This is a genomic window from Pseudomonas sp. LB3P31 (genome assembly GCF_054897945.1).
Map to the genome: position 1 here is coordinate 3,400,926 of NZ_CM142710.1, position 25,302 is coordinate 3,426,227.

24 protein-coding genes are annotated in these 25,302 nt (G+C 57.9%); 23 read left to right on the forward strand and 1 reads right to left on the reverse strand.

Annotated elements, in window-relative coordinates; genetic code table 11:
* Positions 1-7 precede the first annotated feature (7 nt).
* From rnpA to ACYZTK_RS15465, 23 genes are all read left to right on the forward strand, one after another.
* A complete protein-coding gene (rnpA, locus tag ACYZTK_RS15355) occupies positions 8-409 on the forward strand; it encodes a ribonuclease P protein component (protein WP_045061255.1) in 402 nt (133 codons plus the stop codon).
* Positions 402-647 (forward strand): membrane protein insertion efficiency factor YidD, encoded by a 246-nt coding sequence (yidD, locus tag ACYZTK_RS15360; RefSeq protein WP_074872215.1) that lies wholly within the window; start codon positions 402-404, stop codon positions 645-647. Before rnpA ends, yidD begins: the two co-directional genes overlap by 8 nt.
* A gap of 2 nt (positions 648-649) precedes the next feature.
* A complete protein-coding gene (gene yidC, locus ACYZTK_RS15365) occupies positions 650-2,335 on the forward strand; it encodes a membrane protein insertase YidC (RefSeq protein ID WP_462010672.1) in 1,686 nt (561 codons plus the stop codon).
* Between the two features lie 81 nt (positions 2,336-2,416).
* On the forward strand, positions 2,417-3,787 hold the full coding sequence (mnmE, locus tag ACYZTK_RS15370; protein WP_462010673.1) for a tRNA uridine-5-carboxymethylaminomethyl(34) synthesis GTPase MnmE: 1,371 nt from the start codon (positions 2,417-2,419) through the stop codon (positions 3,785-3,787).
* Between the two features lie 552 nt (positions 3,788-4,339).
* The gene (gene mnmG / locus ACYZTK_RS15375; protein WP_462010674.1) at positions 4,340-6,232 is read left to right on the forward strand and encodes a tRNA uridine-5-carboxymethylaminomethyl(34) synthesis enzyme MnmG; all 1,893 of its coding nucleotides are present in this window, start codon (positions 4,340-4,342) and stop codon (positions 6,230-6,232) included.
* On the forward strand, positions 6,229-6,873 hold the full coding sequence (gene rsmG / locus ACYZTK_RS15380) for a 16S rRNA (guanine(527)-N(7))-methyltransferase RsmG (RefSeq protein WP_462010675.1): 645 nt from the start codon (positions 6,229-6,231) through the stop codon (positions 6,871-6,873). Before mnmG ends, rsmG begins: the two co-directional genes overlap by 4 nt.
* 18 nt (positions 6,874-6,891) lie before the next feature.
* Positions 6,892-7,689 (forward strand): ParA family protein, encoded by a 798-nt coding sequence (locus ACYZTK_RS15385; protein WP_266016330.1) that lies wholly within the window; start codon positions 6,892-6,894, stop codon positions 7,687-7,689.
* A 9-nt stretch (positions 7,690-7,698) separates the two neighbouring features.
* Positions 7,699-8,571, forward strand: a complete 873-nt coding sequence (locus ACYZTK_RS15390; RefSeq protein WP_462010676.1) for a ParB/RepB/Spo0J family partition protein — start codon at positions 7,699-7,701, stop codon at positions 8,569-8,571.
* A 148-nt stretch (positions 8,572-8,719) separates the two neighbouring features.
* A complete protein-coding gene (locus ACYZTK_RS15395) occupies positions 8,720-9,127 on the forward strand; it encodes a F0F1 ATP synthase subunit I (RefSeq protein ID WP_462010677.1) in 408 nt (135 codons plus the stop codon).
* Positions 9,128-9,143: 16 nt separating this feature from the next.
* Positions 9,144-10,013 carry a F0F1 ATP synthase subunit A gene (gene atpB / locus ACYZTK_RS15400; RefSeq protein ID WP_462010678.1) on the forward strand — a complete coding sequence of 290 codons (870 nt, stop codon included), beginning with the start codon at positions 9,144-9,146 and terminating at the stop codon, positions 10,011-10,013.
* A gap of 133 nt (positions 10,014-10,146) precedes the next feature.
* Entirely contained in the window at positions 10,147-10,404 is a 258-nt protein-coding gene (gene atpE, locus ACYZTK_RS15405) for a F0F1 ATP synthase subunit C (RefSeq protein WP_462010679.1), read from the forward strand.
* A gap of 56 nt (positions 10,405-10,460) precedes the next feature.
* Positions 10,461-10,931, forward strand: a complete 471-nt coding sequence (locus ACYZTK_RS15410) for a F0F1 ATP synthase subunit B (protein ID WP_008027535.1) — start codon at positions 10,461-10,463, stop codon at positions 10,929-10,931.
* Positions 10,932-10,943: 12 nt separating this feature from the next.
* Entirely contained in the window at positions 10,944-11,480 is a 537-nt protein-coding gene (locus ACYZTK_RS15415; RefSeq protein WP_054594854.1) for a F0F1 ATP synthase subunit delta, read from the forward strand.
* Positions 11,481-11,501: 21 nt separating this feature from the next.
* Entirely contained in the window at positions 11,502-13,046 is a 1,545-nt protein-coding gene (gene atpA, locus ACYZTK_RS15420) for a F0F1 ATP synthase subunit alpha (protein ID WP_462010680.1), read from the forward strand.
* Between the two features lie 50 nt (positions 13,047-13,096).
* Positions 13,097-13,957 (forward strand): F0F1 ATP synthase subunit gamma, encoded by an 861-nt coding sequence (gene atpG, locus ACYZTK_RS15425; RefSeq protein WP_462010681.1) that lies wholly within the window; start codon positions 13,097-13,099, stop codon positions 13,955-13,957.
* Between the two features lie 27 nt (positions 13,958-13,984).
* Positions 13,985-15,364 (forward strand): F0F1 ATP synthase subunit beta, encoded by a 1,380-nt coding sequence (gene atpD / locus ACYZTK_RS15430; protein WP_045061246.1) that lies wholly within the window; start codon positions 13,985-13,987, stop codon positions 15,362-15,364.
* A gap of 45 nt (positions 15,365-15,409) precedes the next feature.
* Positions 15,410-15,835 (forward strand): F0F1 ATP synthase subunit epsilon, encoded by a 426-nt coding sequence (locus ACYZTK_RS15435; protein ID WP_059403770.1) that lies wholly within the window; start codon positions 15,410-15,412, stop codon positions 15,833-15,835.
* A 117-nt stretch (positions 15,836-15,952) separates the two neighbouring features.
* On the forward strand, positions 15,953-17,320 hold the full coding sequence (gene glmU / locus ACYZTK_RS15440; RefSeq protein ID WP_462010682.1) for a bifunctional UDP-N-acetylglucosamine diphosphorylase/glucosamine-1-phosphate N-acetyltransferase GlmU: 1,368 nt from the start codon (positions 15,953-15,955) through the stop codon (positions 17,318-17,320).
* A gap of 226 nt (positions 17,321-17,546) precedes the next feature.
* Positions 17,547-18,323, forward strand: a complete 777-nt coding sequence (locus tag ACYZTK_RS15445) for a DeoR/GlpR family DNA-binding transcription regulator (RefSeq protein ID WP_462010683.1) — start codon at positions 17,547-17,549, stop codon at positions 18,321-18,323.
* Between the two features lies 1 nt (position 18,324).
* Positions 18,325-20,157, forward strand: coding sequence for a glutamine--fructose-6-phosphate transaminase (isomerizing) (gene glmS, locus ACYZTK_RS15450; RefSeq protein WP_462010684.1), 1,833 nt, complete (start codon positions 18,325-18,327; stop codon positions 20,155-20,157).
* Positions 20,158-20,256: 99 nt separating this feature from the next.
* Positions 20,257-21,159, forward strand: coding sequence for a LysR family transcriptional regulator (locus ACYZTK_RS15455; protein WP_462010685.1), 903 nt, complete (start codon positions 20,257-20,259; stop codon positions 21,157-21,159).
* A 123-nt stretch (positions 21,160-21,282) separates the two neighbouring features.
* The gene (locus tag ACYZTK_RS15460) at positions 21,283-21,909 is read left to right on the forward strand and encodes a glutathione S-transferase family protein (protein WP_462010686.1); all 627 of its coding nucleotides are present in this window, start codon (positions 21,283-21,285) and stop codon (positions 21,907-21,909) included.
* Between the two features lie 18 nt (positions 21,910-21,927).
* Positions 21,928-23,958: a 2Fe-2S iron-sulfur cluster-binding protein gene (locus tag ACYZTK_RS15465; protein ID WP_462010687.1), complete on the forward strand. Its 2,031-nt coding sequence runs from the start codon at positions 21,928-21,930 to the stop codon at positions 23,956-23,958.
* 212 nt (positions 23,959-24,170) lie between these two features.
* Here the strand turns inward: ACYZTK_RS15465 and ACYZTK_RS15470 are convergent, their stop codons facing one another.
* Positions 24,171-25,301: a glycosyltransferase family 4 protein gene (locus ACYZTK_RS15470; protein WP_462010688.1), complete on the reverse strand. Its 1,131-nt coding sequence runs from the start codon at positions 25,299-25,301 to the stop codon at positions 24,171-24,173.
* Position 25,302 lies beyond the last annotated feature (1 nt).

The window sequence follows — 25,302 nt, forward strand, 5'->3', positions numbered from 1 at the left end:
ACTGGAGGTGAGTCAGGACTTCAGTCGGGAAAAGCGTCTGCTTACCCCCCGGCATTTCAAGGCAGTCTTTGACTCCCCTACCGGCAAGGTTCCGGGGAAAAATCTCCTGCTCCTTGCGCGCAACAACGATCTTGATCACCCCCGTCTCGGGCTGGTTATCGGGAAAAAGAGCGTAAAGCTCTCCGTCGAGCGCAATCGCCTCAAACGTCTGATGCGCGAATCGTTCCGTCTGCACCAGGAATCACTGGTCGGTTGGGACATTGTTATCGTCGCGCGCAAAGGTTTGGGTGACGTAGAAAACCCCGAATTGATTCAGCATTTCGGCAAACTCTGGAAGCGTCTGGCACGCAGCACGCCGGTACCAGCAGTCAAAACCGAAACTGTAGGGGTAGACAGTCCCGATGCGTAAACTGGCACTCGTTCCGATCCAGTTTTATCGCTATGCCATCAGTCCCCTGATGGCCAGTCACTGTCGTTTCTACCCCAGTTGTTCCTGCTACGCGTATGAAGCCATAGAAAATCATGGCCTTCTGCGCGGTGGCTGGCTGGCCTTTCGTCGTTTAGGTCGCTGTCATCCGTGGAATCCCGGTGGTTATGACCCGGTTCCATCTATCCCTACCTCCCGTTCTTCTTCGATGGCCGAGTAATCATGGATATCAAACGCACGATCCTGATCGTCGCCCTGGCAATCGTCGCCTACGTTATGGTCCTTAAATGGAACCAGGACTACGGTCAGACTGCCCTGCCGACTCAGAATGTTGCTTCCAGTACTACCGCACCGGGCCTACCGGATACGGCGACTGGCAATAATGCTTCTGTCAGTGACGACATTCCGCGCGCCCCAAGCGATACCAGTGCCACTGCTCCTGCCGAAACTCCGGTAGCAGCAAGCAAAGACCTCATCCGCATCAAAACGGATGTGCTCGACCTGGCAGTCGATCCTCAGGGTGGTGACGTTGCCCAGTTGACTCTGCCGCTGTATCCACGCCGCCAGGACCATCCGGAAATTCCGTTCCAGTTGTTCGATAACGGCAATGAGCGCACTTATCTGGCTCAAAGCGGTTTGATCGGCACCAACGGTCCGGACGCAAGCCCGGCTGGTCGTCCGGTTTACTCCTCGGAGAAGAAGGTTTACCAACTGGCTGATGGCCAGGACCAAATGGTCGTAGACCTGAAGTTCAGCAAGGACGGCGTCAACTACATCAAGCGTTTCACTGTGAAACGTGGCCTGTACGACGTAACCGTTTCCTACCTGATCGACAACGAAAGCGCACAGCCTTGGTCTGGCGCGATGTTCGCGCAACTCAAGCGTGACGCCAGTGCGGATCCATCCTCTACTACGGCCACCGGCACCGCTACTTATCTGGGCGCTGCCCTGTGGACAAGTAACGAGCCGTACAAGAAAGTGTCCATGAAGGACATGGACAAGGCCCAGCTGAAGGAAACTGTCAGCGGTGGTTGGGTTGCATGGCTGCAGCACTACTTCGTAACGGCATGGATTCCGGCGAAGGGCGAAAACAACATCGTCCAGACCCGTAAAGACAGCAAAGGCAACTACATCATCGGTTTCACTGGCCCGGCAATCACTGTCGCGCCAGGTGCCAAGGCTGAAACCAGCGCTGTTCTCTACGCCGGTCCGAAAAGCCAGGCGGTGCTGAAAGAGTTGTCCCCAGGTCTGGAACTGACTGTCGACTACGGCATCCTGTGGTTTATTGCCCAGCCAATTTTCTGGTTGCTGCAACACATCCACGCGCTGGTCGGTAACTGGGGTTGGTCGATTATCTTCCTGACCATGCTGATCAAGGGGATCTTCTTCCCACTGTCGGCAGCCAGCTACAAGTCCATGGCCCGCATGCGTGCAGTAGCTCCGAAACTGGCCGCGCTTAAAGAGCAACATGGCGACGACCGGCAGAAAATGTCGCAAGCCATGATGGAGCTGTACAAGAAAGAGAAGATCAATCCGCTGGGTGGTTGCTTGCCAATCCTCGTGCAGATGCCGGTTTTCCTGTCCCTGTACTGGGTTCTGCTGGAAAGCGTGGAAATGCGCCAAGCTCCTTTCATGCTGTGGATTACTGACCTGTCGATCAAGGATCCGTTCTTCATTCTGCCGATCATCATGGGTGCAACCATGTTCATCCAGCAGCAATTGAACCCGACTCCACCGGATCCGATGCAGGCCAAGGTGATGAAGCTGATGCCAATCATCTTCACCTTCTTCTTCCTGTGGTTCCCGGCTGGTCTGGTGCTGTACTGGGTAGTCAACAACTGCCTGTCCATCGCCCAACAGTGGTACATCACTCGTAAAGTCGAAGCGGCTACCAAAGCAGCTGCCTGATTTACACTGTGCATAACCACTCTCAGAACGCCCCCTAGTGGGGCGTTTTGCTATCTGTCACTTTTGTCTGGATATCGGTTTATGAGCGTTCCTCGTGAAACCATCGCCGCTGTCGCCACCGCACAAGGTCGCGGTGGCGTGGGCATCGTCCGCATTTCGGGGCCGCTTGCCAGTGTTGCAGCCAAAGCCTTCAGCGGCCGTGAACTGAAACCCCGATTTGCCCACTACGGGCCATTTTTCGATGGCAACGAAGAGGTGCTGGACCAAGGCCTTGCCCTATATTTTCCGGGCCCGAATTCATTCACCGGGGAAGATGTCCTGGAGCTCCAGGGCCATGGTGGCCCGGTGGTCCTGGATATGTTGCTCAAGCGCTGCCTGGAACTGGGCTGTCGTCTGGCACGTCCCGGCGAATTCAGTGAGCGCGCATTCCTCAATGACAAACTCGACCTGGCTCAGGCGGAAGCGATTGCCGATCTCATCGAGGCAAGTTCTGCACAGGCTGCACGAAATGCCCTGCGCTCACTGCAGGGGGCATTTTCCCAGCGTGTGCATAACCTAACCGAACAGTTGATCGGCCTGCGGATCTACGTCGAGGCCGCAATCGACTTCCCGGAGGAGGAAATCGACTTCCTCGCCGATGGCCACGTACTGAGCATGCTCGACAAGGTGCGCGAGGAATTATCCACAGTCATGCGTGAAGCCGGGCAGGGTGCCCTGTTGCGTGACGGGATGACAGTAGTGATTGCCGGGCGACCGAACGCAGGTAAATCCAGCCTGCTGAATGCCCTTGCTGGTCGCGAAGCTGCGATCGTTACCGAAATTGCCGGCACTACCCGGGACATTCTTCGCGAACATATCCACATCGATGGCATGCCCCTGCACGTGGTCGACACCGCCGGTCTGCGTGACACCGATGATCATGTGGAAAAAATCGGTGTGGAAAGGGCGTTGAAGGCCATTGGTGAGGCGGATCGGGTGTTGCTGGTCGTCGATGCCACCGCGCCGGAAGCGCTGGATCCGTTTGCGTTATGGCCGGAATTCCTGGAAGTGCGCCCGGACCCGGCAAAAGTCACGCTGATCCGCAACAAGGCCGACTTGACGGGCGAGGCTATGGCGCTGGAAGTCAGCGAGGATGGCCACGTCACCATCAGCCTGAGCGCCAAGTCTGCCGGCGCCGGGCTGGAACTGCTGCGAGATCACCTCAAGGCGTGCATGGGCTACGAGCAAACCTCCGAAAGCAGCTTCAGTGCCCGCCGTCGGCACCTTGAAGCATTGCGCCACGCCAGCGCATCCCTCGAGCACGGTCGCGCACAACTGACCCTGGCAGGCGCCGGGGAACTGCTGGCCGAAGATTTGCGCCAGGCTCAGCACTCTCTGGGTGAGATCACCGGCGCGTTCAGCTCCGATGATCTGCTGGGACGTATCTTTTCCAGCTTCTGTATCGGTAAATAGTCCTTCCGTTATCCACAGACAGGCCACTCGCACCTGTCTGTCCCTTCCCTCCTGTTAAATTTTCCAGCAGTGCTGAGCAGATTTTTTCTGCTTGAGCGGATTTTACCTGCCTGAAATTCCCTCGATCGACGCTTTTCTGTGGATTAAGCCCTGTGAATAACTGCCTCTAAGGCCAGTTGATAACAGGGCCTGAAAACTGAAGATAACCACCCCTGTGGATAACCACCCCTTTCATCCACAGGCTTAAACCGGTTATCCAAGGGCCTCATTGGCACATGAACACAGGGTTTTGAATCTCTGTACACATTGAATAATATGGCCTGTAGCGTTCTATCCACAGAAACTGGCCTCAGTAGAAATAAACATAAAAACAAAGATTTAATAAATTTCTCTCTTTTTAATTTCTATAACCGCGACTTCTCCACAGCTGGTTAAATTTTGTGCAAAGGGTTCTTTAGGGAGGGCGAAGTCCCTATACTTGTCGACCAGGTCCAGAAACCTGAGCTCAAACCATTCCTGATTACCCAATTGAAAGCAGGCACGAGGTGCGTGGTGGATTTCCCTTCCCGTTTTGAAGTGATCGTCATCGGCGGCGGTCATGCCGGTACCGAGGCAGCACTGGCCTCAGCACGTATGGGGGCAAAAACCCTGTTGCTGACGCATAACGTGGAAACCCTCGGTGCCATGAGTTGCAATCCCGCGATTGGCGGGATTGGCAAAAGCCACCTGGTCAAGGAAATCGACGCCCTTGGCGGTGCGATGGCCATGGCTACAGACAAGGGCGGCATCCAGTTTCGCGTTTTGAACAGCCGCAAAGGCCCGGCCGTGCGTGCAACTCGCGCCCAAGCTGATCGGGTTCTGTACAAGGCAGCTGTCCGCGAAATCCTGGAAAACCAGCCGAACCTGTGGATATTTCAACAGGCAGCCGATGACCTGATCGTCGAGCAGGATCAAGTGCGCGGTGTAGTCACCCAGATGGGCCTGCGTTTCCTCGCAGACTCCGTGGTGTTGACCACTGGCACCTTCCTCGGTGGACTTATCCACATCGGCCTGCAGAATTTTTCCGGCGGTCGTGCCGGTGATCCGCCGTCAATCGCCTTGGCGCAACGTCTGCGTGAATTGCCACTGCGTGTGGGTCGCTTGAAAACCGGTACTCCGCCGCGAATCGACAGTCGTTCGGTCGACTTTTCGATGATGACCGAGCAAGCCGGGGATACGCCAATCCCGGTGATGTCGTTCATGGGTTCCAAGGAGCAGCACCCGCGGCAGGTGAGTTGCTGGATCACCCACACCAACGCCCGCACTCACGAAATCATTGCCGCCAACCTTGATCGTTCGCCGATGTATTCCGGCGTGATCGAAGGCATCGGCCCGCGTTATTGCCCGTCGATTGAAGACAAGATCCATCGCTTTGCCGACAAGGAAAGCCATCAGGTCTTCATCGAACCGGAGGGCTTGACCACCAACGAGCTGTATCCGAACGGAATCTCCACTTCGTTGCCGTTCGACGTGCAATTGCAGATCGTGCAATCGATCCGCGGCATGGAAAACGCGCATATCGTTCGTCCGGGCTATGCCATCGAATACGACTATTTCGACCCTCGTGACCTGAAGTACAGCCTGGAAACCAAAGTCATCGGTGGCCTGTTCTTCGCCGGACAAATCAACGGCACCACTGGCTACGAAGAAGCCGGGGCCCAGGGTTTGCTGGCCGGCGCCAACGCTGCACTGCGTGCGCAAGGCAAGGATTCGTGGTGCCCGCGTCGCGACGAGGCGTACATCGGAGTGCTGGTGGACGACCTGATTACCCTGGGTACCCAGGAACCGTATCGGATGTTTACCTCCCGTGCCGAGTACCGCCTGATCCTGCGCGAAGACAACGCAGACCTGCGCCTGACCGAAAAAGGTCGCGAGCTGGGTCTGGTCGATGACGCCCGCTGGGCGGCGTTCTGCACCAAGCGCGAAAGCATCGCGCTGGAAGAACAACGGCTGAAAAGCACCTGGGTTCGCCCGGGCACCGAGCAAGGCGATGCGATTTCCGAGAAATTCGGCACGCCGCTGACTCACGAATACAATCTACTCAACCTGCTGACCCGTCCGGAAATCGACTACGCTGGGCTGATCGCTGTGACTGGTGGCGGCGCAGAAGATCCTCAGGTGGCCGAGCAGGTCGAAATCAAGACCAAATACGCCGGCTACATCGATCGCCAGCAGGATGAAATCGCTCGTCTGCGGGCCAGCGAAGACACCAAGTTGCCTGTGGATATCGATTACACGAATATTTCCGGTCTCTCCAAAGAGATCCAGAGCAAGCTTGGCGCGACCCGTCCGGAAACCCTGGGTCAGGCGTCGCGCATCCCGGGCGTCACTCCGGCAGCCATTTCGCTGTTGATGATTCATTTGAAAAAACGCGGCGCGGGCCGTCAGTTGGAGCAAAGCGCTTGAGTTCGTTGGTCACCTCGCAACATGCCGAAGAGTTATCCACAGGTGCTCGCCAGCTCGGTGTCACACTCACCGAAACCCAGCACGCACAGCTGCTGGGTTACCTGGCCCTGTTGATCAAATGGAACAAGGCCTACAACCTGACCGCCGTGCGTGATCCGGACGAAATGGTCTCCCGTCACCTGCTCGACAGTCTGAGCGTGATGTCCTTCGTCGAAGATGGCCGCTGGCTGGACGTCGGCAGCGGCGGCGGCATGCCGGGTATTCCCCTGGCCATCCTGTTTCCGCAGTCGCAGGTGACCTGCCTGGACAGCAACGGCAAGAAAACCCGGTTCCTGACCCAGGTCAAACTCGAGCTCAAGCTGGACAACCTGCAAGTTATCCACAGTCGTGTCGAAGCCTTCCAGCCTGCCGAGCCGTTCAACGGGATCATTTCCCGGGCGTTCAGCAGCATGGAAAACTTCAGCAACTGGACTCGCCACCTCGGCGACGGCAATACACGTTGGCTGGCAATGAAGGGCGTTCATCCGGCCGATGAGCTGGTAGCATTGCAGGCAGACTTCCACCTCGATAGCGAACATGCCCTGGCCGTACCTGGTTGCCAAGGCCAACGCCATCTGCTGATACTGCGCCGCACGGCATGATTGGGAACAAAAGCAAGAATGGCTAAGGTATTCGCGATTGCGAACCAGAAAGGTGGTGTGGGTAAAACCACCACCTGCATCAACCTCGCAGCATCTCTGGTCGCTACCAAGCGTCGGGTGCTGTTGATCGATCTCGATCCACAGGGCAACGCCACCATGGGTAGCGGTGTGGATAAGCACGGCCTGGAAAATTCGGTCTACGACTTGCTGATCGGCGAATGTGACCTGGCCGAGGCCATGCACTACTCCGAACATGGCGGCTACCAGCTGCTGCCGGCAAACCGTGATCTGACCGCGGCTGAGGTAGTCCTGCTGGAAATGCAGATGAAGGAGAGCCGCCTGCGCAGCGCGCTGGCGCCGATCCGCGAGAACTACGATTACATCCTGATCGACTGCCCACCGTCACTGTCGATGCTCACTTTGAACGCACTGGTTGCCGCCGATGGGGTCATTATCCCCATGCAGTGCGAGTACTTTGCACTCGAAGGCCTGAGCGACCTTGTGGATAACATCAAGCGTATCGCCGAACTGCTGAATCCGAACCTGAAAGTCGAAGGCCTGCTGCGGACCATGTATGACCCGCGCCTGAGCCTGATGAACGATGTGTCGGCGCAGCTCAAGGAACACTTTGGCGATCAGCTCTACGACACGGTCATTCCGCGCAACATCCGCCTGGCCGAAGCGCCGAGTTACGGCATGCCTGCGCTGGCGTACGACAAATCATCGCGGGGCGCCATTGCCTACCTGGCCTTGGCGGGCGAGATGGTTCGCCGCCAGCGCAAAAATTCACGTACAGCCGCTGCTCAGGCAACTTAAGGAATCCCCATGGCCGTCAAGAAACGAGGTCTAGGACGTGGACTGGATGCACTGCTGAGCGGTCCTACCGTCAGTTCCCTGGAAGAGCAGGCGGTACAGGCGGATCGGCGTGAGCTGCAGCACCTGCCGTTGGACCTGATCCAGCGTGGCAAATATCAGCCACGCCGGGACATGGATCCCCAGGCGCTGGAAGAGCTGGCGCAGTCGATCAAGTCCCAGGGCGTGATGCAACCGATCGTGGTGCGTCCGATCGGTGGCGGGCGCTTTGAAATCATTGCCGGTGAGCGCCGCTGGCGGGCGAGTCAGCAGGCTGGCCAGGAAACCATCCCGGCCATGGTCCGTGACGTTCCGGATGAAACCGCGATCGCCATGGCGCTGATCGAGAACATCCAGCGCGAAGACCTCAACCCGGTCGAAGAAGCGGTTGCCCTGCAGCGTTTGCAGCAGGAATTCCAGCTGACCCAGCAGCAGGTGGCGGAAGCCGTGGGCAAATCCCGCGTAACCGTGGCCAACCTGCTACGCTTGATCGCGTTGCCCGAAGTCATCAAGACCATGCTGTCACATGGGGATCTGGAAATGGGCCACGCTCGTGCGTTGCTCGGTTTGCCAGAGAATCAGCAGGTCGAAGGGGCGCGACATGTTGTCGCACGAGGGCTGACCGTGCGCCAAACCGAGGCACTGGTACGCCAGTGGTTGAATGGCAAACCGGAGCCTGTCGAACCGACAAAACCGGACCCGGATATTGCCAGGCTCGAGCAGCGCCTGGCCGAGCGCCTGGGCTCTGCGGTGCAGATTCGGCACGGAAAGAAGGGCAAAGGCCAATTGGTGATTGGCTACAACTCCCTGGATGAGCTTCAGGGTGTCCTTGCGCACATTCGCTGAAACATTTCCTCATGTAGCGTGCAGTCGGAAATCACTACCTGGCAGTTGAATAGGGGCAGAAGCGCCCCTATACTCTGCGCGCATTTTGTCGGCACAAATTATGCCAAGTTATTGAATTCTGGCAGCCGACCATTGGAGAGCAAATGTGATGGAAAGCCGCACGCCAAACCGCTTGCCGTTCCATCGCCTGGCAGTTTTTCCGGTGCTAATGGCTCAATTTGTGGTTTTGCTGATCGCCGCTTTGGCGCTCTGGCAATGGCACGGAGTCGTTGCCGGGTACTCGGGACTTTGCGGAGGCCTGATAGCCTTGCTGCCCAATGTGTATTTCGCTCACAGGGCATTTCGGTTTTCCGGCGCCCGAGCAGCCCAAGCCATCGTCCGGTCTTTTTACGCCGGTGAAGCTGGGAAATTGATTTTGACGGCAGTGCTGTTTGCATTGACGTTCGCAGGAGTGAAGCCATTGGCGCCGGTAGCTGTATTCGGCGTCTTCGTGTTGACCCAACTGGTCAGCTGGTTCGCGCCCCTGCTGATGAGAACAAGACTTTCGAGACCTTAGGGCGTTTGAGGCAACCATGGCAGAGACAACCGCTTCGGGCTATATCCAGCACCACTTGCAAAACCTGACCTTTGGTCAGCACCCAACTGGCGGGTGGGGTTTTGCCCACACCGCAGCAGAGGCCAAGGAAATGGGTTTCTGGGCTTTCCACGTCGATACACTCGGCTGGTCGGTCGCGTTGGGCCTGATTTTCGTTCTTCTGTTCCGCATGGCGGCAAAGAAGGCGACTACGGGTGTACCTGGTGCTTTGCAGAACTTCGTTGAAGTATTGGTCGAATTCGTCGATGGCAGCGTGAAAGACAGCTTCCATGGCCGTAGCCCGGTGATTGCACCGCTGGCACTGACCATCTTCGTCTGGGTCTTCCTGATGAACGCCGTCGACCTGATCCCGGTCGACTGGATTCCTCAGCTGGCCATCCTGATCACTGGCGATGCACACATTCCGTTCCGTGCCGTATCCACCACTGACCCGAACGCTACCCTGGGCATGGCCCTGTCGGTGTTCGCGTTGATCATTTTCTACAGCATCAAGGTCAAGGGCATCGGCGGCTTCATCGGCGAACTGACCCTGCACCCTTTCGGCAGCAAGAATATCTTCCTGCAAGCTCTGCTGATTCCGGTGAACTTCCTGCTGGAGTTCGTGACGCTGATCGCCAAGCCTATCTCCCTGGCACTGCGTCTGTTCGGCAACATGTACGCCGGCGAGCTGGTCTTCATTCTGATTGCTGTGATGTTCGGCAGCGGTCTGCTCTGGCTTAGCGGCCTGGGCATAGTTCTGCAGTGGGCGTGGGCTGTGTTCCACATCCTGATCATCACCCTGCAGGCGTTTATCTTCATGATGCTGACCATCGTCTATCTGTCGATGGCGCACGAAGAGAACCATTAAGACCAGTCTCGACTAGTCTGATGTCCCACCCGGTCACACGGGTGGGTGCCCTCACAGGGCTATGAAACGATTTGTTTTACCGCTTTAAAATCTAAAAAACCTAAACCATACGACGTAAAAGTCGGGAGGAAAGATGGAAACTGTAGTTGGTCTAACCGCTGTCGCTGTTGCACTGTTGATCGGCCTGGGCGCACTGGGTACCGCAATTGGTTTCGGCCTGTTGGGTGGCAAGTTCCTGGAAGGCGCAGCGCGTCAGCCAGAGATGGTTCCAATGCTGCAAGTTAAAATGTTCATCGTTGCCGGTCTGCTCGACGCCGTAACCATGATCGGTGTTGGTATCGCTCTGTTCTTCACCTTCGCGAACCCATTCGTTGGTCAACTCGCTGGCTAATTACTCGAACCTTCGAGTAATTGGTGTGATGTGCAACGAACGAGCGAGGTGTTGGCGTGAACATTAATGCAACCCTGATTGGCCAGTCCGTTGCGTTCTTCATTTTTGTACTGTTTTGCATGAAGTTCGTGTGGCCTCCGGTCATCGCGGCTTTGCACGAACGTCAGAAGAAGATCGCGGATGGACTGGACGCTGCCGCCCGAGCAGCTCGCGACCTGGAGCTGGCCCAAGATAAAGCGGGTCAGCAACTGCGCGAAGCGAAAGCTCAGGCAGCCGAAATCATTGAGCAAGCCAAGAAACGCGGTAACCAGATTGTTGAAGAGGCTGTTGAAAAAGCCCGTATCGACGCTGACCGTGTGAAGGTTCAGGCTCAGGCCGAGATCGAGCAGGAACTGAACAGTGTCAAAGACGCTCTGCGTGCCCAACTGGGTGCTCTGGCTGTCGGCGGTGCTGAGAAGATCCTGGGTGCCACAATCGATCAAAACGCGCACGCGGAGCTGGTTAACAAACTGGCTGCTGAAATTTAAGCGAGGGCGATCATGGCAGAATTGACCACGTTGGCCCGACCTTACGCTAAGGCAGCCTTCGAGCACGCCCAGGCCCACCAGCAACTGGCCTCTTGGTCAGCCATGCTCGGCCTGGCTGCAGCAGTGTCGCAAGACGACACCATGCAGCGCGTGCTCAAGGCCCCGCGACTGACGAGCGCAGACAAGGCCGCCACGTTTATTGACGTGTGCGGCGACAAGTTTGATGCCAAGGCACAGAACTTCATCAACGTCGTTGCCGAAAACGACCGTCTCCCGCTTTTGCCGGAGATTTCCGCTCTGTTCGACCTGTACAAGGCTGAACAAGAGAAGTCGGTAGACGTTGAAGTGACCAGTGCTTTTGCATTGAACCAAGAACAGCAAGACAAACTCGCCAAGGTTCTCAGTGCACGACTCAACCGGGAAGTGCGCCTGCAAGTCGAGGAAGACAAATCCCTTATTGGGGGCATTGTCATCCGCGCCGGCGACCTGGTTATCGATGGCTCGGTTCGCGGCAAACTCGCGAATCTTGCCGAAGCATTGAAATCTTGAGTTTGAAGGGGCAGCAGAGCAATGCAGCAACTCAATCCTTCCGAAATAAGTGAAATTATCAAGGGCCGCATCGACAAGCTCGATGTGACCTCCCAAGCCCGTAACGAAGGCACTGTCGTCAGCGTATCTGACGGTATCGTGCGGATTCACGGTCTGGCCGACGTAATGTACGGCGAGATGATCGAGTTTCCGGGCGGCGTCTTCGGTATGGCTCTCAACCTGGAGCAAGACTCCGTAGGTGCCGTGGTTTTGGGCTCCTACCAGTCTCTGGCTGAAGGCATGAGCGCCAAGTGCACCGGCCGCATCCTCGAAGTTCCTGTTGGTAAGGAACTGCTGGGTCGCGTAGTCGACGCACTGGGTAACCCAGTTGACGGCAAAGGTCCACTGGGCAACACCGAGACCGATGCGGTCGAGAAAGTTGCTCCAGGTGTGATCTGGCGTAAGTCGGTAGACCAGCCTGTACAGACTGGCTACAAGGCTGTCGATGCCATGATCCCTGTCGGCCGTGGCCAGCGTGAGCTGATCATCGGTGACCGTCAGATCGGTAAAACCGCTCTGGCGATCGACGCGATCATCAACCAGAAGAACAGCGGTATTTTCTGCGTTTACGTAGCGATCGGTCAGAAGCAATCGACCATCGCCAACGTGGTTCGCAAGCTGGAAGAAAACGGCGCGCTGGCTAACACCATCGTCGTTGCCGCGAGCGCTTCGGAATCTGCAGCACTGCAGTTCCTGGCTCCGTACTCCGGTTGCACCATGGGTGAATTCTTCCGCGACCGCGGTGAAGACGCGCTGATCGTTTATGACGATCTGTCCAAGCAAGCAGTGGCTTACCGCCAGATTTCCCTGCTGCTGCGCCGTCCACCAGGCCGTGAAGCTTACCCAGGCGACGTGTTCTATCTCCACTCCCGTCTGCTGGAGCGCGCATCCCGCGTTTCGGAAGACTACGTAGAGAAGTTCACCAACGGCGCAGTGACCGGCAAAACCGGTTCCCTGACCGCACTGCCGATCATCGAAACCCAGGCTGGCGACGTTTCCGCGTTCGTTCCGACCAACGTGATTTCCATCACCGACGGTCAGATCTTCCTGGAATCGGCCATGTTCAACTCCGGGATCCGTCCTGCTGTGAACGCCGGTGTTTCGGTATCCCGTGTGGGTGGTGCCGCTCAGACCAAGATCATCAAGAAGCTCTCCGGTGGTATCCGTACCGCTCTGGCTCAGTACCGTGAACTGGCGGCATTCGCCCAGTTCGCTTCTGACCTGGACGAAGCGACCCGTAAGCAACTTGAGCATGGTCAGCGCGTTACCGAGCTGATGAAGCAGAAGCAATACGCACCAATGTCGATCGCTGACATGGCGCTGTCGCTGTATGCCGCTGAGCGTGGGTTCCTGACTGACGTTGAAATCGCCAAGATCGGCAGCTTCGAACAAGCGCTGATTGCTTTCTTCAACCGCGATCACGCCGATTTGATGGCGAAGATCAACGTGAAGGGTGACTTCAATGACGAAATCGACGCTGGCCTCAAAGCCGGTATCGAGAAGTTCAAGGCCACCCAAACCTGGTAAGCCGCAGCGGGAGCCGCAAGGCTCCCGCTTGCTAACCTGATAGGTGTTACATGGCAGGCGCAAAAGAGATTCGCAGTAAGATTGCGAGCATCAAAAGCACGCAAAAGATTACCAGCGCCATGGAAAAAGTGGCGGTCAGTAAAATGCGCAAGGCACAAATGCGCATGGCTGCTAGCCGTCCTTACGCGGAGCGCATCCGCCAGGTTATTGGCCATCTGGCCAACGCCAACCCGGAATATCGCCACCCATTCATGATCGACCGTGAAGTTAAGCGCGTCGGTTACGTCGTGGTGAGCAGCGACCGTGGTCTGTGTGGTGGCTTGAACACCAACCTGTTCAAGGCCTTGGTCAAGGACATGGCGAAAAACCGTGAAAACGGCGTCGAGATCGATCTGTGTGTTGTTGGTAGCAAGGGTGCGGCTTTCTTCCGCAACTTCGGCGGTAACGTCGTAGCAGCTATCAGCCACCTGGGTGAAGAGCCGTCGATCAATGACCTGATCGGCAGCGTCAAGGTGATGCTGGATGCCTACCTGGACGGCCGTATTGACCGCCTGTCCGTGGTGTCCAACAAGTTCATCAACACCATGACGCAACAGCCTACCGTGGAGCAGTTGATTCCTCTGGTGGCAACGCCGGAACAGGAACTCAAGCACCACTGGGATTATCTGTACGAACCGGACGCCAAAGAGCTGCTTGACGGCTTGATGGTCCGTTACGTGGAGTCGCAGGTCTACCAGGCGGTGGTCGAGAACAACGCGGCTGAACAAGCTGCGCGGATGATCGCGATGAAGAACGCTACCGACAACGCCGGTGATTTGATCAGCGATTTGCAGCTGGTCTACAACAAGGCGCGTCAGGCTGCGATCACCCAAGAGATCTCGGAAATCGTCGGCGGCGCTGCCGCGGTTTAACGGTTCAAATATTCAGAGGATCCAGCTATGAGTAGCGGACGTATCGTTCAAATCATCGGCGCCGTTATCGACGTGGAATTTCCACGCGACAGCGTACCGAGCATCTACAACGCTTTGAGTGTAAAAAGCGAAGCCGGCACCACCCTGGAAGTTCAGCAGCAGCTGGGCGACGGCGTGGTACGTACCATTGCGATGGGTTCCACCGAGGGCTTGAAGCGCGGTCTGGAAGTCACCGACTCTGGCGCTGCCATCTCCGTACCAGTCGGTAAAGCGACCCTGGGCCGGATCATGGACGTTCTGGGCAACCCGATCGACGAAGCTGGTCCGATCGACACCGAAGAGCGCTGGGGCATTCACCGTCCTGCGCCAACCTTCGCTGAACAAGCTGGCGGCAACGACCTGCTGGAAACCGGCATCAAGGTTATCGACCTGGTTTGCCCGTTCGCCAAGGGTGGTAAAGTTGGTCTGTTCGGTGGTGCCGGTGTTGGCAAAACCGTAAACATGATGGAACTGATCCGTAACATCGCCATCGAGCACAGCGGTTATTCCGTGTTCGCCGGTGTGGGCGAGCGTACCCGTGAGGGAAACGACTTCTACCACGAGATGAAGGATTCCAACGTTCTGGACAAAGTGGCACTGGTTTACGGTCAGATGAACGAGCCGCCGGGTAACCGTCTGCGCGTAGCACTGACCGGCCTGACCATGGCCGAGAAGTTCCGTGACGAAGGTAACGACGTTCTGCTGTTCGTCGACAACATCTATCGTTACACCTTGGCCGGTACTGAAGTATCCGCACTGCTGGGCCGTATGCCTTCCGCAGTAGGTTACCAGCCGACCCTGGCTGAAGAGATGGGTACTCTGCAAGAGCGCATCACTTCGACCAAAAACGGTTCGATCACCTCGATCCAAGCGGTATACGTACCTGCGGATGACTTGACTGACCCGTCGCCAGCGACCACCTTCGCTCACTTGGACGCCACCGTCGTTCTGTCCCGTGACATCGCTTCCCTGGGTATCTACCCAGCGGTCGATCCACTCGACTCGACTTCGCGCCAGCTGGATCCGAACGTGATCGGCCAGGACCACTACGACACCGCTCGCGGCGTTCAGTATGTTCTGCAGCGTTACAAAGAACTGAAGGACATCATTGCGATCCTGGGTATGGACGAGCTGTCGGAAACCGACAAGCAGTTGGTAAACCGTGCTCGTAAGATCCAGCGTTTCTTGTCGCAGCCGTTCTTCGTGGCTGAAGTCTTCACCGGTGCTTCGGGTAAATACGTTTCCCTGAAAGACACCATTGCTGGCTTCAAAGGCATCCTCAACGGTGACTACGACCACCTGCCAGAACAAGCGTTCTACATGGTCGGCGGCATCGAAGAAGCGATCGAGAAAGCCAAGAAACTGTAATCCCGGCGCCCGGCAACGGGCGCTAATTTAGGTTGAGGCAATCAGATGGCTATGACAGTCCATTGCGATATCGTCAGCGCGGAAGGGGAAATCTTTTCCGGCCTGGTCGAGATGGTAATTGCGCACGGTGCACTCGGTGATCTTGGTATCGCCCTGGGTCACGCGCCGCTGATCACTAATCTCAAGCCGGGCCCGATCCGCCTGGTCAAGCAAGGCGGGGAAGAGGAGGTGTTTTACATCTCCGGTGGTTTCCTCGAGGTTCAGCCGAACATGGTCAAGGTTCTTGCCGACACTGTGCAACGTGCTGCCGACCTGGACGAAGCCTCCGCTCAGGAAGCCGTCAAGGCTGCCGAGAAGGCCCTGCATGAACGTGGCGCTGAATTCGATTACGGTTCTGCCGCCGCTCGTCTGGCCGAGGCTGCAGCTCAGCTGCGCACCGTCCAGCAGATCCGCAAGAAGTTTGGCCACTAACAGGTCAGCAACTTGTTGTGCGATTGATTAAAAAGGGTAGCCTCGGCTACCCTTTTTTCTTTTCCGATATTCATCACCTGGTCGCAGCCGCTGACCACCCAGGATTGGTAGCCAGTCATGTCTCTAGAAATCGTTATCCTCGCTGCGGGCCAAGGCACGCGCATGCGCTCGGCGTTGCCGAAAGTCCTGCATCCGATCGCCGGCAATTCCATGCTTGGCCATGTTATCCAGACCGCGCGCCAACTTGATCCACAGCGCATTCACGTGGTCATCGGCCATGGCGCCGATGCGGTACGGGAACGCCTGGCGGCGGATGACCTGAATTTCGTCCTGCAGGACAAGCAGCTGGGGACCGGTCACGCCGTAGCCCAGGCCGTGCCGTTCATCGAGTCCGACACCGTGCTAATCCTGTACGGCGACGTGCCGCTGATCGAAGTTGCAACCCTGCAGCGTCTGCTCGAGAAAGTAGCCCCGCAGCAGCTAGGTTTGCTGACTGTCGAGCTGGATGATCCGACTGGTTATGGCCGCATCGTGCGTGACGCCGACGGGCAGGTGACCGCCATCGTCGAGCAGAAGGACGCCACCGAAGCCCAGCGTGCAATCACCGAAGGCAACACCGGCATCCTGGCCATGCCATTCGCGCAGCTGAGCAGCTGGATGAGCCGGCTCTCGAACAATAACGCCCAGGGCGAGTATTACTTGACTGACGTGATCGCCATGGCGGTGAGCGATGGCCTGGTAGTGGCTACCGAGCAAGCGCATGACGCCATGGAAGTGCAGGGCGCCAATGATCGCAAGCAGCTTTCCGAGCTGGAGCGCCACTATCAGCTGCGTGCCGGCCTGCGCCTGATGGCTCAGGGCGTGACGCTGCGTGACCCGGCGCGGTTTGACGTACGCGGTGAAGTCACCGTCGGCCGCGACGTGCTGATCGACATCAACGTGATCCTTGAAGGCAACGTCGTCATTGAAGACGACGTGGTGATCGGCCCGAACTGCGTGATCAAGGACAGCACCCTGCGCAAGGGCGTGGTGATCAAAGCCAATAGCCATATCGACGGCGCGATTATGGGCGAGGGCAGCGATGCCGGTCCATTCGCGCGCTTGCGCCCAGGTAGCGTGCTTGAAGCCCGTGCCCATGTGGGTAACTTCGTCGAGCTGAAGAATGCTCATCTGGGTGAGGGTGCCAAGGCGGGTCACTTGAGTTATCTGGGTGACGCCGAGGTGGGTGCGCGCACCAATATTGGTGCCGGCACCATCACCTGTAACTACGACGGCGCCAACAAGTGGAAAACCGTGCTGGGCGAAGACGTGTTCATCGGCTCCAACAACTCGTTGGTGGCGCCTGTGGATATCTCCAGTGGTGCAACCACAGCGGCTGGCTCGACAATTACGCAGAATGTGGATAACTCGCAGTTGGCGGTGGGTCGTGCGCGGCAGAAGAATATCGATGGCTGGAAGCGGCCAGTGAAGATCAAGAAGCCGTAAGTTATCCACAGTTTGGATGCTTTCATATAGATACCTATCGCGGGCAAGCTTTGCTCCCACAGGATTTTCAGGTTATTCATAAATTTGTGAACACCGGTAATCTGTGGGAGCAAGGCTTGCCCGCGATGCTTTTATCCACAGTTTTTTTATCGTCCCCCGCTTGACGAAGTTTCGCTAATAGGTTTTTATTGCTTCCGTTATCTTTCGAATCGAAACTTACCAGCTCATGTCGAAACGCAACACACCCCAGCGTCGCCACAACATCCTCGCCTTGCTCAATGAGCAGGGCGAAGTCAGTGTGGATGAGTTGGCCAAGCGCTTCGAAACTTCGGAAGTTACGATTCGCAAGGATCTGGCCGCGCTGGAAAGCCATGGTCTACTGCTGCGCCGTTATGGTGGAGCAATCACCATGCCTCAGGAACTGGTGGCCGATGTAGGTCAGCCGGTCTCAAAATACAAGCAGGCGATCGCCCGCGCCGCAGTGCTGCGCATCCGCGAACACGCGCGCATCATCATCGACAGCGGCAGCACCACTGCGTCCATGATCCCTGAGCTCGGGCAACAGCCAGGCCTGGTGGTCATGACCAACTCCCTGCACGTGGCTAATGCATTGAGCGAACTTGAGCACGAACCGGTGCTGTTGATGACCGGTGGTACCTGGGATCCGCATTCCGAATCCTTCCAGGGTCAGGTTGCCGAGCAGGTACTACGCTCTTACGACTTCGACCAGCTGTTCATCGGTGCCGATGGCATCGACCTGGTTCGTGGTACGACCACCTTCAACGAACTGCTTGGGCTGAGCCGGGTCATGGCTGAAGTCGCCCGGGAAGTGGTGGTGATGGTCGAGGCCGACAAGATCGGTCGCAAGATTCCCAATCTGGAGCTGCCATGGAGCAGCGTCCATACCCTTATTACCGATGATCGCCTGCCGCTTGAGGCACGTGATCAGATTCAGGCGCGCGGGATCAACCTGATCTGCGCAGCTGTCAGTCAGGAGAAATAGCATGTGTGGAATTGTCGGCGCAGTCGCAGAACGTAACATCACCCCGATCCTGCTCGAAGGTCTCAAACGTCTTGAATACCGCGGGTATGACAGCGCCGGCGTGGCGGTCTACACCAACGACGAGAAGCTTGAGCGCATGCGCCGTCCGGGCAAGGTCAGCGAACTCGACCTGGCCCTGACCGAAGAACCGCTGGTAGGACGCCTCGGTGTTGCCCACACCCGTTGGGCTACCCACGGCGCGCCTTGTGAACGTAACGCCCACCCGCATTTCTCCGGCAACCTGGCGGTGGTGCACAACGGCATCATCGAAAACCACGAAGCCCTGCGCGATCAACTCAAGGCCCTGGGTTACGTGTTCACCTCGGACACCGACACCGAAGTCATCGCCCACCTGCTGAACCACAAGCTCAAGGACCTGACTGATTTGACCCTGGCCCTCAAAGCCACCGTCAAGGAATTGCACGGCGCCTACGGCCTGGCCGTGATCAGCGCCGATCAACCGGATCGCCTGGTTGCCGCCCGCAGTGGCAGCCCGCTGGTAATCGGCCTCGGCATGGGTGAAAACTTCCTGGCGTCGGACCAGTTGGCCCTGCGTCAGGTCACTGACCGCTTCATGTACCTCGAAGAAGGTGATATCGCCGAGATTCGCCGCGACAGCGTGCAGATCTGGGACGTCAACGGCCAGAGCGTCGAGCGCGAATCCGTGCAGTACCGCGATGGCGCCGAAGCCGCCGACAAAGGCGAGTTCCGTCACTTCATGCTCAAGGAAATCCACGAGCAGCCAGCCGTTGTACAACGCACCCTGGAAGGCCGTCTGAGCCAAAGCCAGGTGCTGGTGCAGGCTTTCGGCCCGCAGGCTGCCGAGCTGTTCGCCAAAGTGCGCAACGTGCAGATCGTCGCCTGCGGCACCAGCTACCACGCAGGTATGGTTGCCCGTTACTGGCTGGAAGAGCTGGCTGGCATCCCGTGCCAGGTGGAAGTGGCCAGTGAGTTCCGCTACCGCAAAGTAGTGGTTCAGCCCAACACCCTGTTTGTCACCATCTCCCAGTCTGGCGAAACCGCCGACACCCTGGCGGCGCTGCGTAATGCCAAAGAGCTGGGCTTCCTGGCCAGCCTGGCAATCTGCAACGTCGGCATCAGCTCGCTGGTGCGTGAATCAGACCTGACCCTGCTGACCCAGGCTGGTCGCGAGATCGGCGTGGCTTCTACCAAGGCCTTCACCACCCAACTGGTTGGTCTGCTGTTGCTGACCCTGTCCCTCGGCCAGGTCCGCGGCACATTGGCCGATGGCGTCGAAGCCACTCTGGTCGAAGAGCTGCGTCGTCTGCCGGCACGTCTGGGTGAAGCCCTGGCAATGGACAGCACCGTCGAGAAAATCGCCGAGCTGTTCGCCGAGAAGAACCATACCCTGTTCCTGGGTCGCGGTGCGCAATTCCCGGTGGCGATGGAAGGGGCGCTCAAGCTCAAGGAAATCTCCTACATCCACGCTGAAGCTTATCCAGCCGGTGAGCTCAAGCACGGTCCGCTGGCGCTTGTGGATAACGACATGCCCGTGGTTACCGTGGCGCCGAACAACGAGCTGCTGGAAAAACTCAAATCCAACCTGCAGGAAGTCCGCGCCCGTGGTGGCGAGCTGATCGTCTTCGCTGATGAAAAAGCCGGCATGACCAACGGCGAAGGCACGCACGTCGTACACATGCCGCACATCCACGACATCCTGTCGCCGATTCTCTACACCATCCCGCTGCAGTTGCTCTCGTATTACGTCGCCGTGCTGAAAGGCACCGACGTCGACCAGCCGCGCAACCTGGCGAAGTCGGTGACTGTGGAATAAGTTATCCACAGCTCTGTAAAACTAAAGATCGCATCCATCGAGCTCTTGTAGGAGCTGCCGAAGGCTGCGATCTTTTGATTTTGATAAGGGCAAACCCCCATGGACCGCTTCCAGGAAATGCAGGTCTTCGCCGCCGTCGCCCAAGCCCAAGGCTTCTCCGCAGCCGCGCGGCATTTGGGCATGTCCGCAGCCAGCGTCACCCGCGCAGTCGCCGCGCTGGAAAAACGCATCGGCACGCAGCTGCTAACGCGCACCACACGCAGTGTTCACCTCAGCGAAGCAGGCCAGCGTTTCCTGGAAGACTGTCGCAGAATTCTCGGCGAAGTGCAGGAAGCCGAGGATTCGGCTGCCGGCAGTCACGCCCAGCCCCGCGGGCAACTGACGGTTACGGCCCCCGTGCTATTTGGCGACCTTTTTGTCACGCCGATCATGGTGGCGTATCTGACTCGATTTCCTGAGGTCAGCGTCAATGCCTTGCTGGTTGATCGAATCGTCAGCATGGTGGAGGAGGGCGTTGATGTCGCGGTGCGCATTGGTGAGCTGTCGGACAGTAACCAGCATGCGATTCGGGTCGGTGAGGTGCGGCGAGTGATTTGTGCTTCGCCGGCATTCCTTGAGGCTAATGGCCGGCCGCTGCATCCGCAGGATTTGACGCGCTTACCGGTGATTGCGACATCCGCGACAGGTCAGCAGCGCAACTGGCCGTTCCTCGATGGCGGCAATCCGCTGAGCGTTCGGCTGGAACCGCGCCTGACGGTGACGGCCAACCAGGCGGCAATCAGCGCGGCTTCTCTCGGTTTGGGCCTTACCCGGGTGCTGTCCTATCAAGTGGCAAGCCAGGTCGCGTCGGGTGAGCTGGAGGTCGTGCTCGCGGAGTTCGAACTGCCGCCATTGCCCATCCATATCGTCTATCAGGGCGGGCGCAATGCACCCGCACGGATTCGCAGTTTCGTGGATTTTGCAGTGACCGGGCTACGTGAGCACCCTTCGCTGCGCCACTGATTTATTGCGCTGCATGAAATAATGGATTGCAAAAGCTGGTGATTCTATTGTTCTGGTGATTGGTAGACGATGACTTTCCCTGGCGCCGAACTCCCGATCGCGCCCACACCAGCGGAGTCGACCATGCAACCGATCAAGCTCTATAACTTCCCGCGCTCTGGCCATGCTCATCGCGCCGAACTGATGCTGTCACTGCTGCAATTGCCCACCGAGCTTATCTTCGTTGATTTGGCCAAGGGCGAGCACAAGCAGCCGGAATACCTGGCGATCAACGCTTTCGGGCAAGTACCGGCTATGGATGATCAGGGGGTAATACTCGCCGATTCAAACGCGATCCTTGTGTATCTGGCGCAGAAATACGGCAACGGGCGTTGGTTGCCCACAGATCCTGTCGGAGCCGCCAGGGTTCAGCGCTGGCTGTCAGTCGCTGCCGGACAGATTGCTTTCGGCCCCGCCCGAGCTCGTTTGATCACCGTGTTCGGGGCTCCCTATAACGCGGAAGAAGCCATCACTCGCGCCCACGACCTGCTCAAGGTAATGGATCATGAGCTGGCCGATTCGCCTTGGCTGGCGGGTAACGAGCCTACGATTGCCGACGTCTCTGCCTACAGCTATATCGCCCATGCGCCCGAAGGCAATGTATCTCTCGATGATTACGCGAACGTGCGCGCTTGGCTGGCCCGGGTAGAAGCCTTGCCCGGTTTTGTCGGCATGCCGCGCACCATCGCCGGTTTGCAAACTACTGCCTGATGCTGGGGAGAGGCCGTTATGGACAGTTCACCGTGGCACGTCGGCGAGCGACAGTTGCAGGAGCATGTCGGGGTAGCCGAGCGCATGGAGGCGTTCGGGCGTAAGGTCATTCGCCGTGAGATGCCAGACCAGCACCGCCAGTTCTATGAGCAATTGCCCTTCATGCTGTACGGCGCGGTGGACGCGAACGGTGACCCGTGGGCCAGCGTGCTCGAAGGTCCGCCGGGATTCGCCCACTCGCCGCAGCCTGGCGTGTTGCAATTCGCCAGCCTGCCCAGTGCCGATGACCCGGCGCAATTGGCGCAGGGCGCGGCCATCGGATTGCTGGGGATCGAGCTGCACACCCGGCGTCGTAATCGCCTGAATGGGCATGTCGACAACTTGACTGCCGGCGGCTTTAACGTCGCGGTGGACCAATCTTTCGGCAACTGTCCGCAGTACATTCAACTACGCCAGTTTCATTCCGTACCGCTGGCAGACCCTTCGCTGCGCATCGCTGAACACCTCAACGCGCTGGATGACGCAGCCCGGGCGATGATCGCCAGCGCCGACACCTTCTTCGTTGCCAGTTACGTGGACATCGGCGGCGAGCGCGCGGTGGACGTCTCACATCGGGGCGGCCAGGCCGGTTTCGTGCAGATCCAGGGCAATCGTCTGACCATTCCGGATTTCGCCGGCAACCTGCACTTCAACACCTTGGGCAATCTGCTGGTCAATCCGCGGGCCGGCCTGTTGTTTATCGATTTCAACTCCGGCGACCTGCTGCACCTCGCCGGCCGCACCGAAATCATCCTCGATGGCCCGCAGGTCGAAGCCTTTCAAGGGGCTGAACGGATGTGGACCTTCGAGGTAGAGCGCGTGGTGCGCCGACCTGCAGCATTGGCGCTGCGCTGGCGCTTCGACGGCGTGTCGCCCAACAGCCTGATGACCGGCACCTGGGAGCAGGCGGCCGCACGGCTACAGGCCCAGGCGTTGGGCGATCGTTGGCGATCCCTGCGGGTAGTGCGCATCGAAGCGCAAAGCCGCAACATCCGCTCGATTTATCTGGAGCCCGCCGATGACGCCGGGTTGCCGGTGTTCCAGGCTGGCCAGCATTTGCCGCTTCGGTTCAACATTGGGGGTGAAGTGCATATCCGCACCTATAGCCTGTCGAGTGCACCGTCAGATGACTTCTTCCGCATCAGCGTGAAACGCGAGGGCCTGGTGTCCTCGCATCTGCATGATCAGCTCAAGGTCGGTGACTTGCTGGAAGCTCGTGCCCCTCAGGGACACTTCACAGTGGCACCTCACGAGCGCCGGCCGCTGGTGTTGCTGGCGGCTGGCGTTGGCATCACGCCACTGCTGTCGATGTTGCGAGAGGTGGTGTATCAAGGCCTGCGCACTCGGCACATTCGTCCTACTTGGTTGCTGCAGAGTTCGCGCACCCTCGATGACCAGCCATTTCGCGCCGAGCTGGATCAACTTCTGGAGTCTGCGGGTGATGCTGTGCGGGTGTTGCGCCTGCTTAGCCAGCCGGAGGAAGGTTTACTGGAGGGCGAGGACTTTGACCTTAGGGGCCGGATCGACACCACCTTGCTCAAGAACATTCTCGAAGTGCAAGACTACGATCAGCTGGAGTTTGTCCTGTGCGGGCCGGGCAGTTTTACCCAGGGGTTGTATGACAGCCTGCGAGAATTGGATATTCGAGATTCGAGGATTCATGCCGAAACGTTTGGCCCGTCAACCTTGCGACGCCAGTTGGACCCTGACGCTGTGGTGATCGAACAACCTCCAGCGGCGACTACTTCGGTTGCGGTGGTGTTTCAGCGATCGGCGAAAGAGGCGCGTTGGCAGCCAGACGGCGGCAGTTTGCTGGAGCTGGCGGAGAGTCGCGGGTTGCGTCCGGAATTCAGTTGCCGGGGTGGGTCCTGTGGCACCTGCAAGACGCGTTTGATCAGCGGTCAGGTGAATTATCCACAGGTCCCGGTGGAGGTTCCGGATGAAGGTGAGGTGTTGATTTGCTGTGCGGTGCCGGCTCAGGGTTCGCAGCCGTTGGTTCTGGACCTGTAGGAGCTGTCGAGTGCAACGAGGCTGCGATCTTTTGATCTTGAAAAACCAACATCAAAAGATCGCAGCCTCGTTGCACTCGACAGCTCCTACAGGGTGATCACAGGGATCAAAGGATCACAGGGATCACAGGGATCACAGGGATCACAGGGATTAAAGGGATTAAAGGGATTACAGGGGCCAGAGCGTCATGAACAACGCGACAATTAGCCAAGTCATGCGTAAGCCAACGATTTCTCGGCCAACAACTCCTCATATAACGCCGCCCACTTGCGCCCCATCTCGTCGGCGGTAAATAGCTGCCGATAACGCGCCTGCGCTTTCATCCCCATCTGGGCCGCCAATGTCGGGTTTTCCCACAACGTACGCATCGCCTCGCGAAACGCCTGTGGATTACTCGGTGGCACCACCAGCCCGGTTTCGTTGTGGATATTGATGTAGCTGGTGCCGGTACCAATCTCACTGGAGATCATCGGCTTGCCATACATGGCCCCTTCAAGCAGCGAAATACCAAAGGCTTCAGAGCGCAGGTGTGACGGGAACACCACCGCATAACTCAGCTCCAGCAGGGCTACCTTGTCCTCATCGCCAAGAAACCCGAGGAAATGCAGATTGCGCAGGCCCAGCGCCTGGGCCTGCGCGTGCAGCTCTTTCTCCAGAGGCCCGGCGCCAACAATCACCACCGGATAATTCAGCCCCTGCATGGCATCCAGCAAGATATGCAGCCCCTTGTAATAACGCATGACCCCCACAAACAGGAAAAACTTGTCGCCCAGCTGCTGGCGCCAGCGTTCGGAGCGCGCAGCATCGGGCTGTGGATAACCTGACTTGTCGAGCCCATAGGTAATCACCCGGGTCTTGTCGCGGTAGTCCTTCAGCACATCACTGGTGTGAAAGTAGTTGGGCGAGGCGGCGACGATGCGGTCTGCGCTGTCGAGGAATCGGCGCATCAGCGGTCGGTACAGCTTGAGCAGATGGCGCTGGCGGATAATGTCCGAGTGGTAGCTCACCACGCAGGGTTTCTTGGTGGCGCTGCAAAAATGCACCAGGTCCATGAATGGCCAGGGGAAGTGATAGTTCACCACGTCGGCTTCGGCGGCCAGCTCGCGAAACTGCTTGAACACGCTGTAGGAAAAACCCGTGGACGCCAGCTGAAAATCCATCCTGGCCTGATGAACCTGATGCTCGCGGATCTGCAGCACGCCGAGAGCCGGGTTGTTGCTCAGCGTCAGTACGGTGCTCTCGACACCATGCCGTGCGCCGCTTTCGCTCATCTGGAAGATGACTTGCTCGATGCCGCCCATGGAGTCGGGCAAGTAGGTTTTATAGAAGTGCAGAACACGCATA

Excerpts from the sequence above, each read along its gene's own strand:
- atpD (WP_045061246.1), top strand. The coding sequence starts at position 13,985 with ATGAGTAGCGGACGTATCGTTCAAATCATCGGCGCCGTTATCGACGTG.
- ACYZTK_RS15390 (WP_462010676.1), top strand. The coding sequence starts at position 7,699 with ATGGCCGTCAAGAAACGAGGTCTAGGACGTGGACTGGATGCACTGCTG.
- atpB (WP_462010678.1), top strand. The coding sequence starts at position 9,144 with ATGGCAGAGACAACCGCTTCGGGCTATATCCAGCACCACTTGCAAAAC.
- ACYZTK_RS15435 (WP_059403770.1), top strand. The coding sequence starts at position 15,410 with ATGGCTATGACAGTCCATTGCGATATCGTCAGCGCGGAAGGGGAAATC.
- ACYZTK_RS15470 (WP_462010688.1), bottom strand. The coding sequence starts at position 25,301 with ATGCGTGTTCTGCACTTCTATAAAACCTACTTGCCCGACTCCATGGGC.
- ACYZTK_RS15465 (WP_462010687.1), top strand. The coding sequence starts at position 21,928 with ATGGACAGTTCACCGTGGCACGTCGGCGAGCGACAGTTGCAGGAGCAT.
- ACYZTK_RS15415 (WP_054594854.1), top strand. The coding sequence starts at position 10,944 with ATGGCAGAATTGACCACGTTGGCCCGACCTTACGCTAAGGCAGCCTTC.
- yidD (WP_074872215.1), top strand. The coding sequence starts at position 402 with ATGCGTAAACTGGCACTCGTTCCGATCCAGTTTTATCGCTATGCCATC.
- ACYZTK_RS15460 (WP_462010686.1), top strand. The coding sequence starts at position 21,283 with ATGCAACCGATCAAGCTCTATAACTTCCCGCGCTCTGGCCATGCTCAT.
- ACYZTK_RS15455 (WP_462010685.1), top strand. The coding sequence starts at position 20,257 with ATGGACCGCTTCCAGGAAATGCAGGTCTTCGCCGCCGTCGCCCAAGCC.
- glmS (WP_462010684.1), top strand. The coding sequence starts at position 18,325 with ATGTGTGGAATTGTCGGCGCAGTCGCAGAACGTAACATCACCCCGATC.
- ACYZTK_RS15385 (WP_266016330.1), top strand. The coding sequence starts at position 6,892 with ATGGCTAAGGTATTCGCGATTGCGAACCAGAAAGGTGGTGTGGGTAAA.
- ACYZTK_RS15395 (WP_462010677.1), top strand. The coding sequence starts at position 8,720 with ATGGAAAGCCGCACGCCAAACCGCTTGCCGTTCCATCGCCTGGCAGTT.
- atpG (WP_462010681.1), top strand. The coding sequence starts at position 13,097 with ATGGCAGGCGCAAAAGAGATTCGCAGTAAGATTGCGAGCATCAAAAGC.
- ACYZTK_RS15445 (WP_462010683.1), top strand. The coding sequence starts at position 17,547 with ATGTCGAAACGCAACACACCCCAGCGTCGCCACAACATCCTCGCCTTG.
- mnmE (WP_462010673.1), top strand. The coding sequence starts at position 2,417 with ATGAGCGTTCCTCGTGAAACCATCGCCGCTGTCGCCACCGCACAAGGT.
- yidC (WP_462010672.1), top strand. The coding sequence starts at position 650 with ATGGATATCAAACGCACGATCCTGATCGTCGCCCTGGCAATCGTCGCC.
- atpE (WP_462010679.1), top strand. The coding sequence starts at position 10,147 with ATGGAAACTGTAGTTGGTCTAACCGCTGTCGCTGTTGCACTGTTGATC.
- glmU (WP_462010682.1), top strand. The coding sequence starts at position 15,953 with ATGTCTCTAGAAATCGTTATCCTCGCTGCGGGCCAAGGCACGCGCATG.
- atpA (WP_462010680.1), top strand. The coding sequence starts at position 11,502 with ATGCAGCAACTCAATCCTTCCGAAATAAGTGAAATTATCAAGGGCCGC.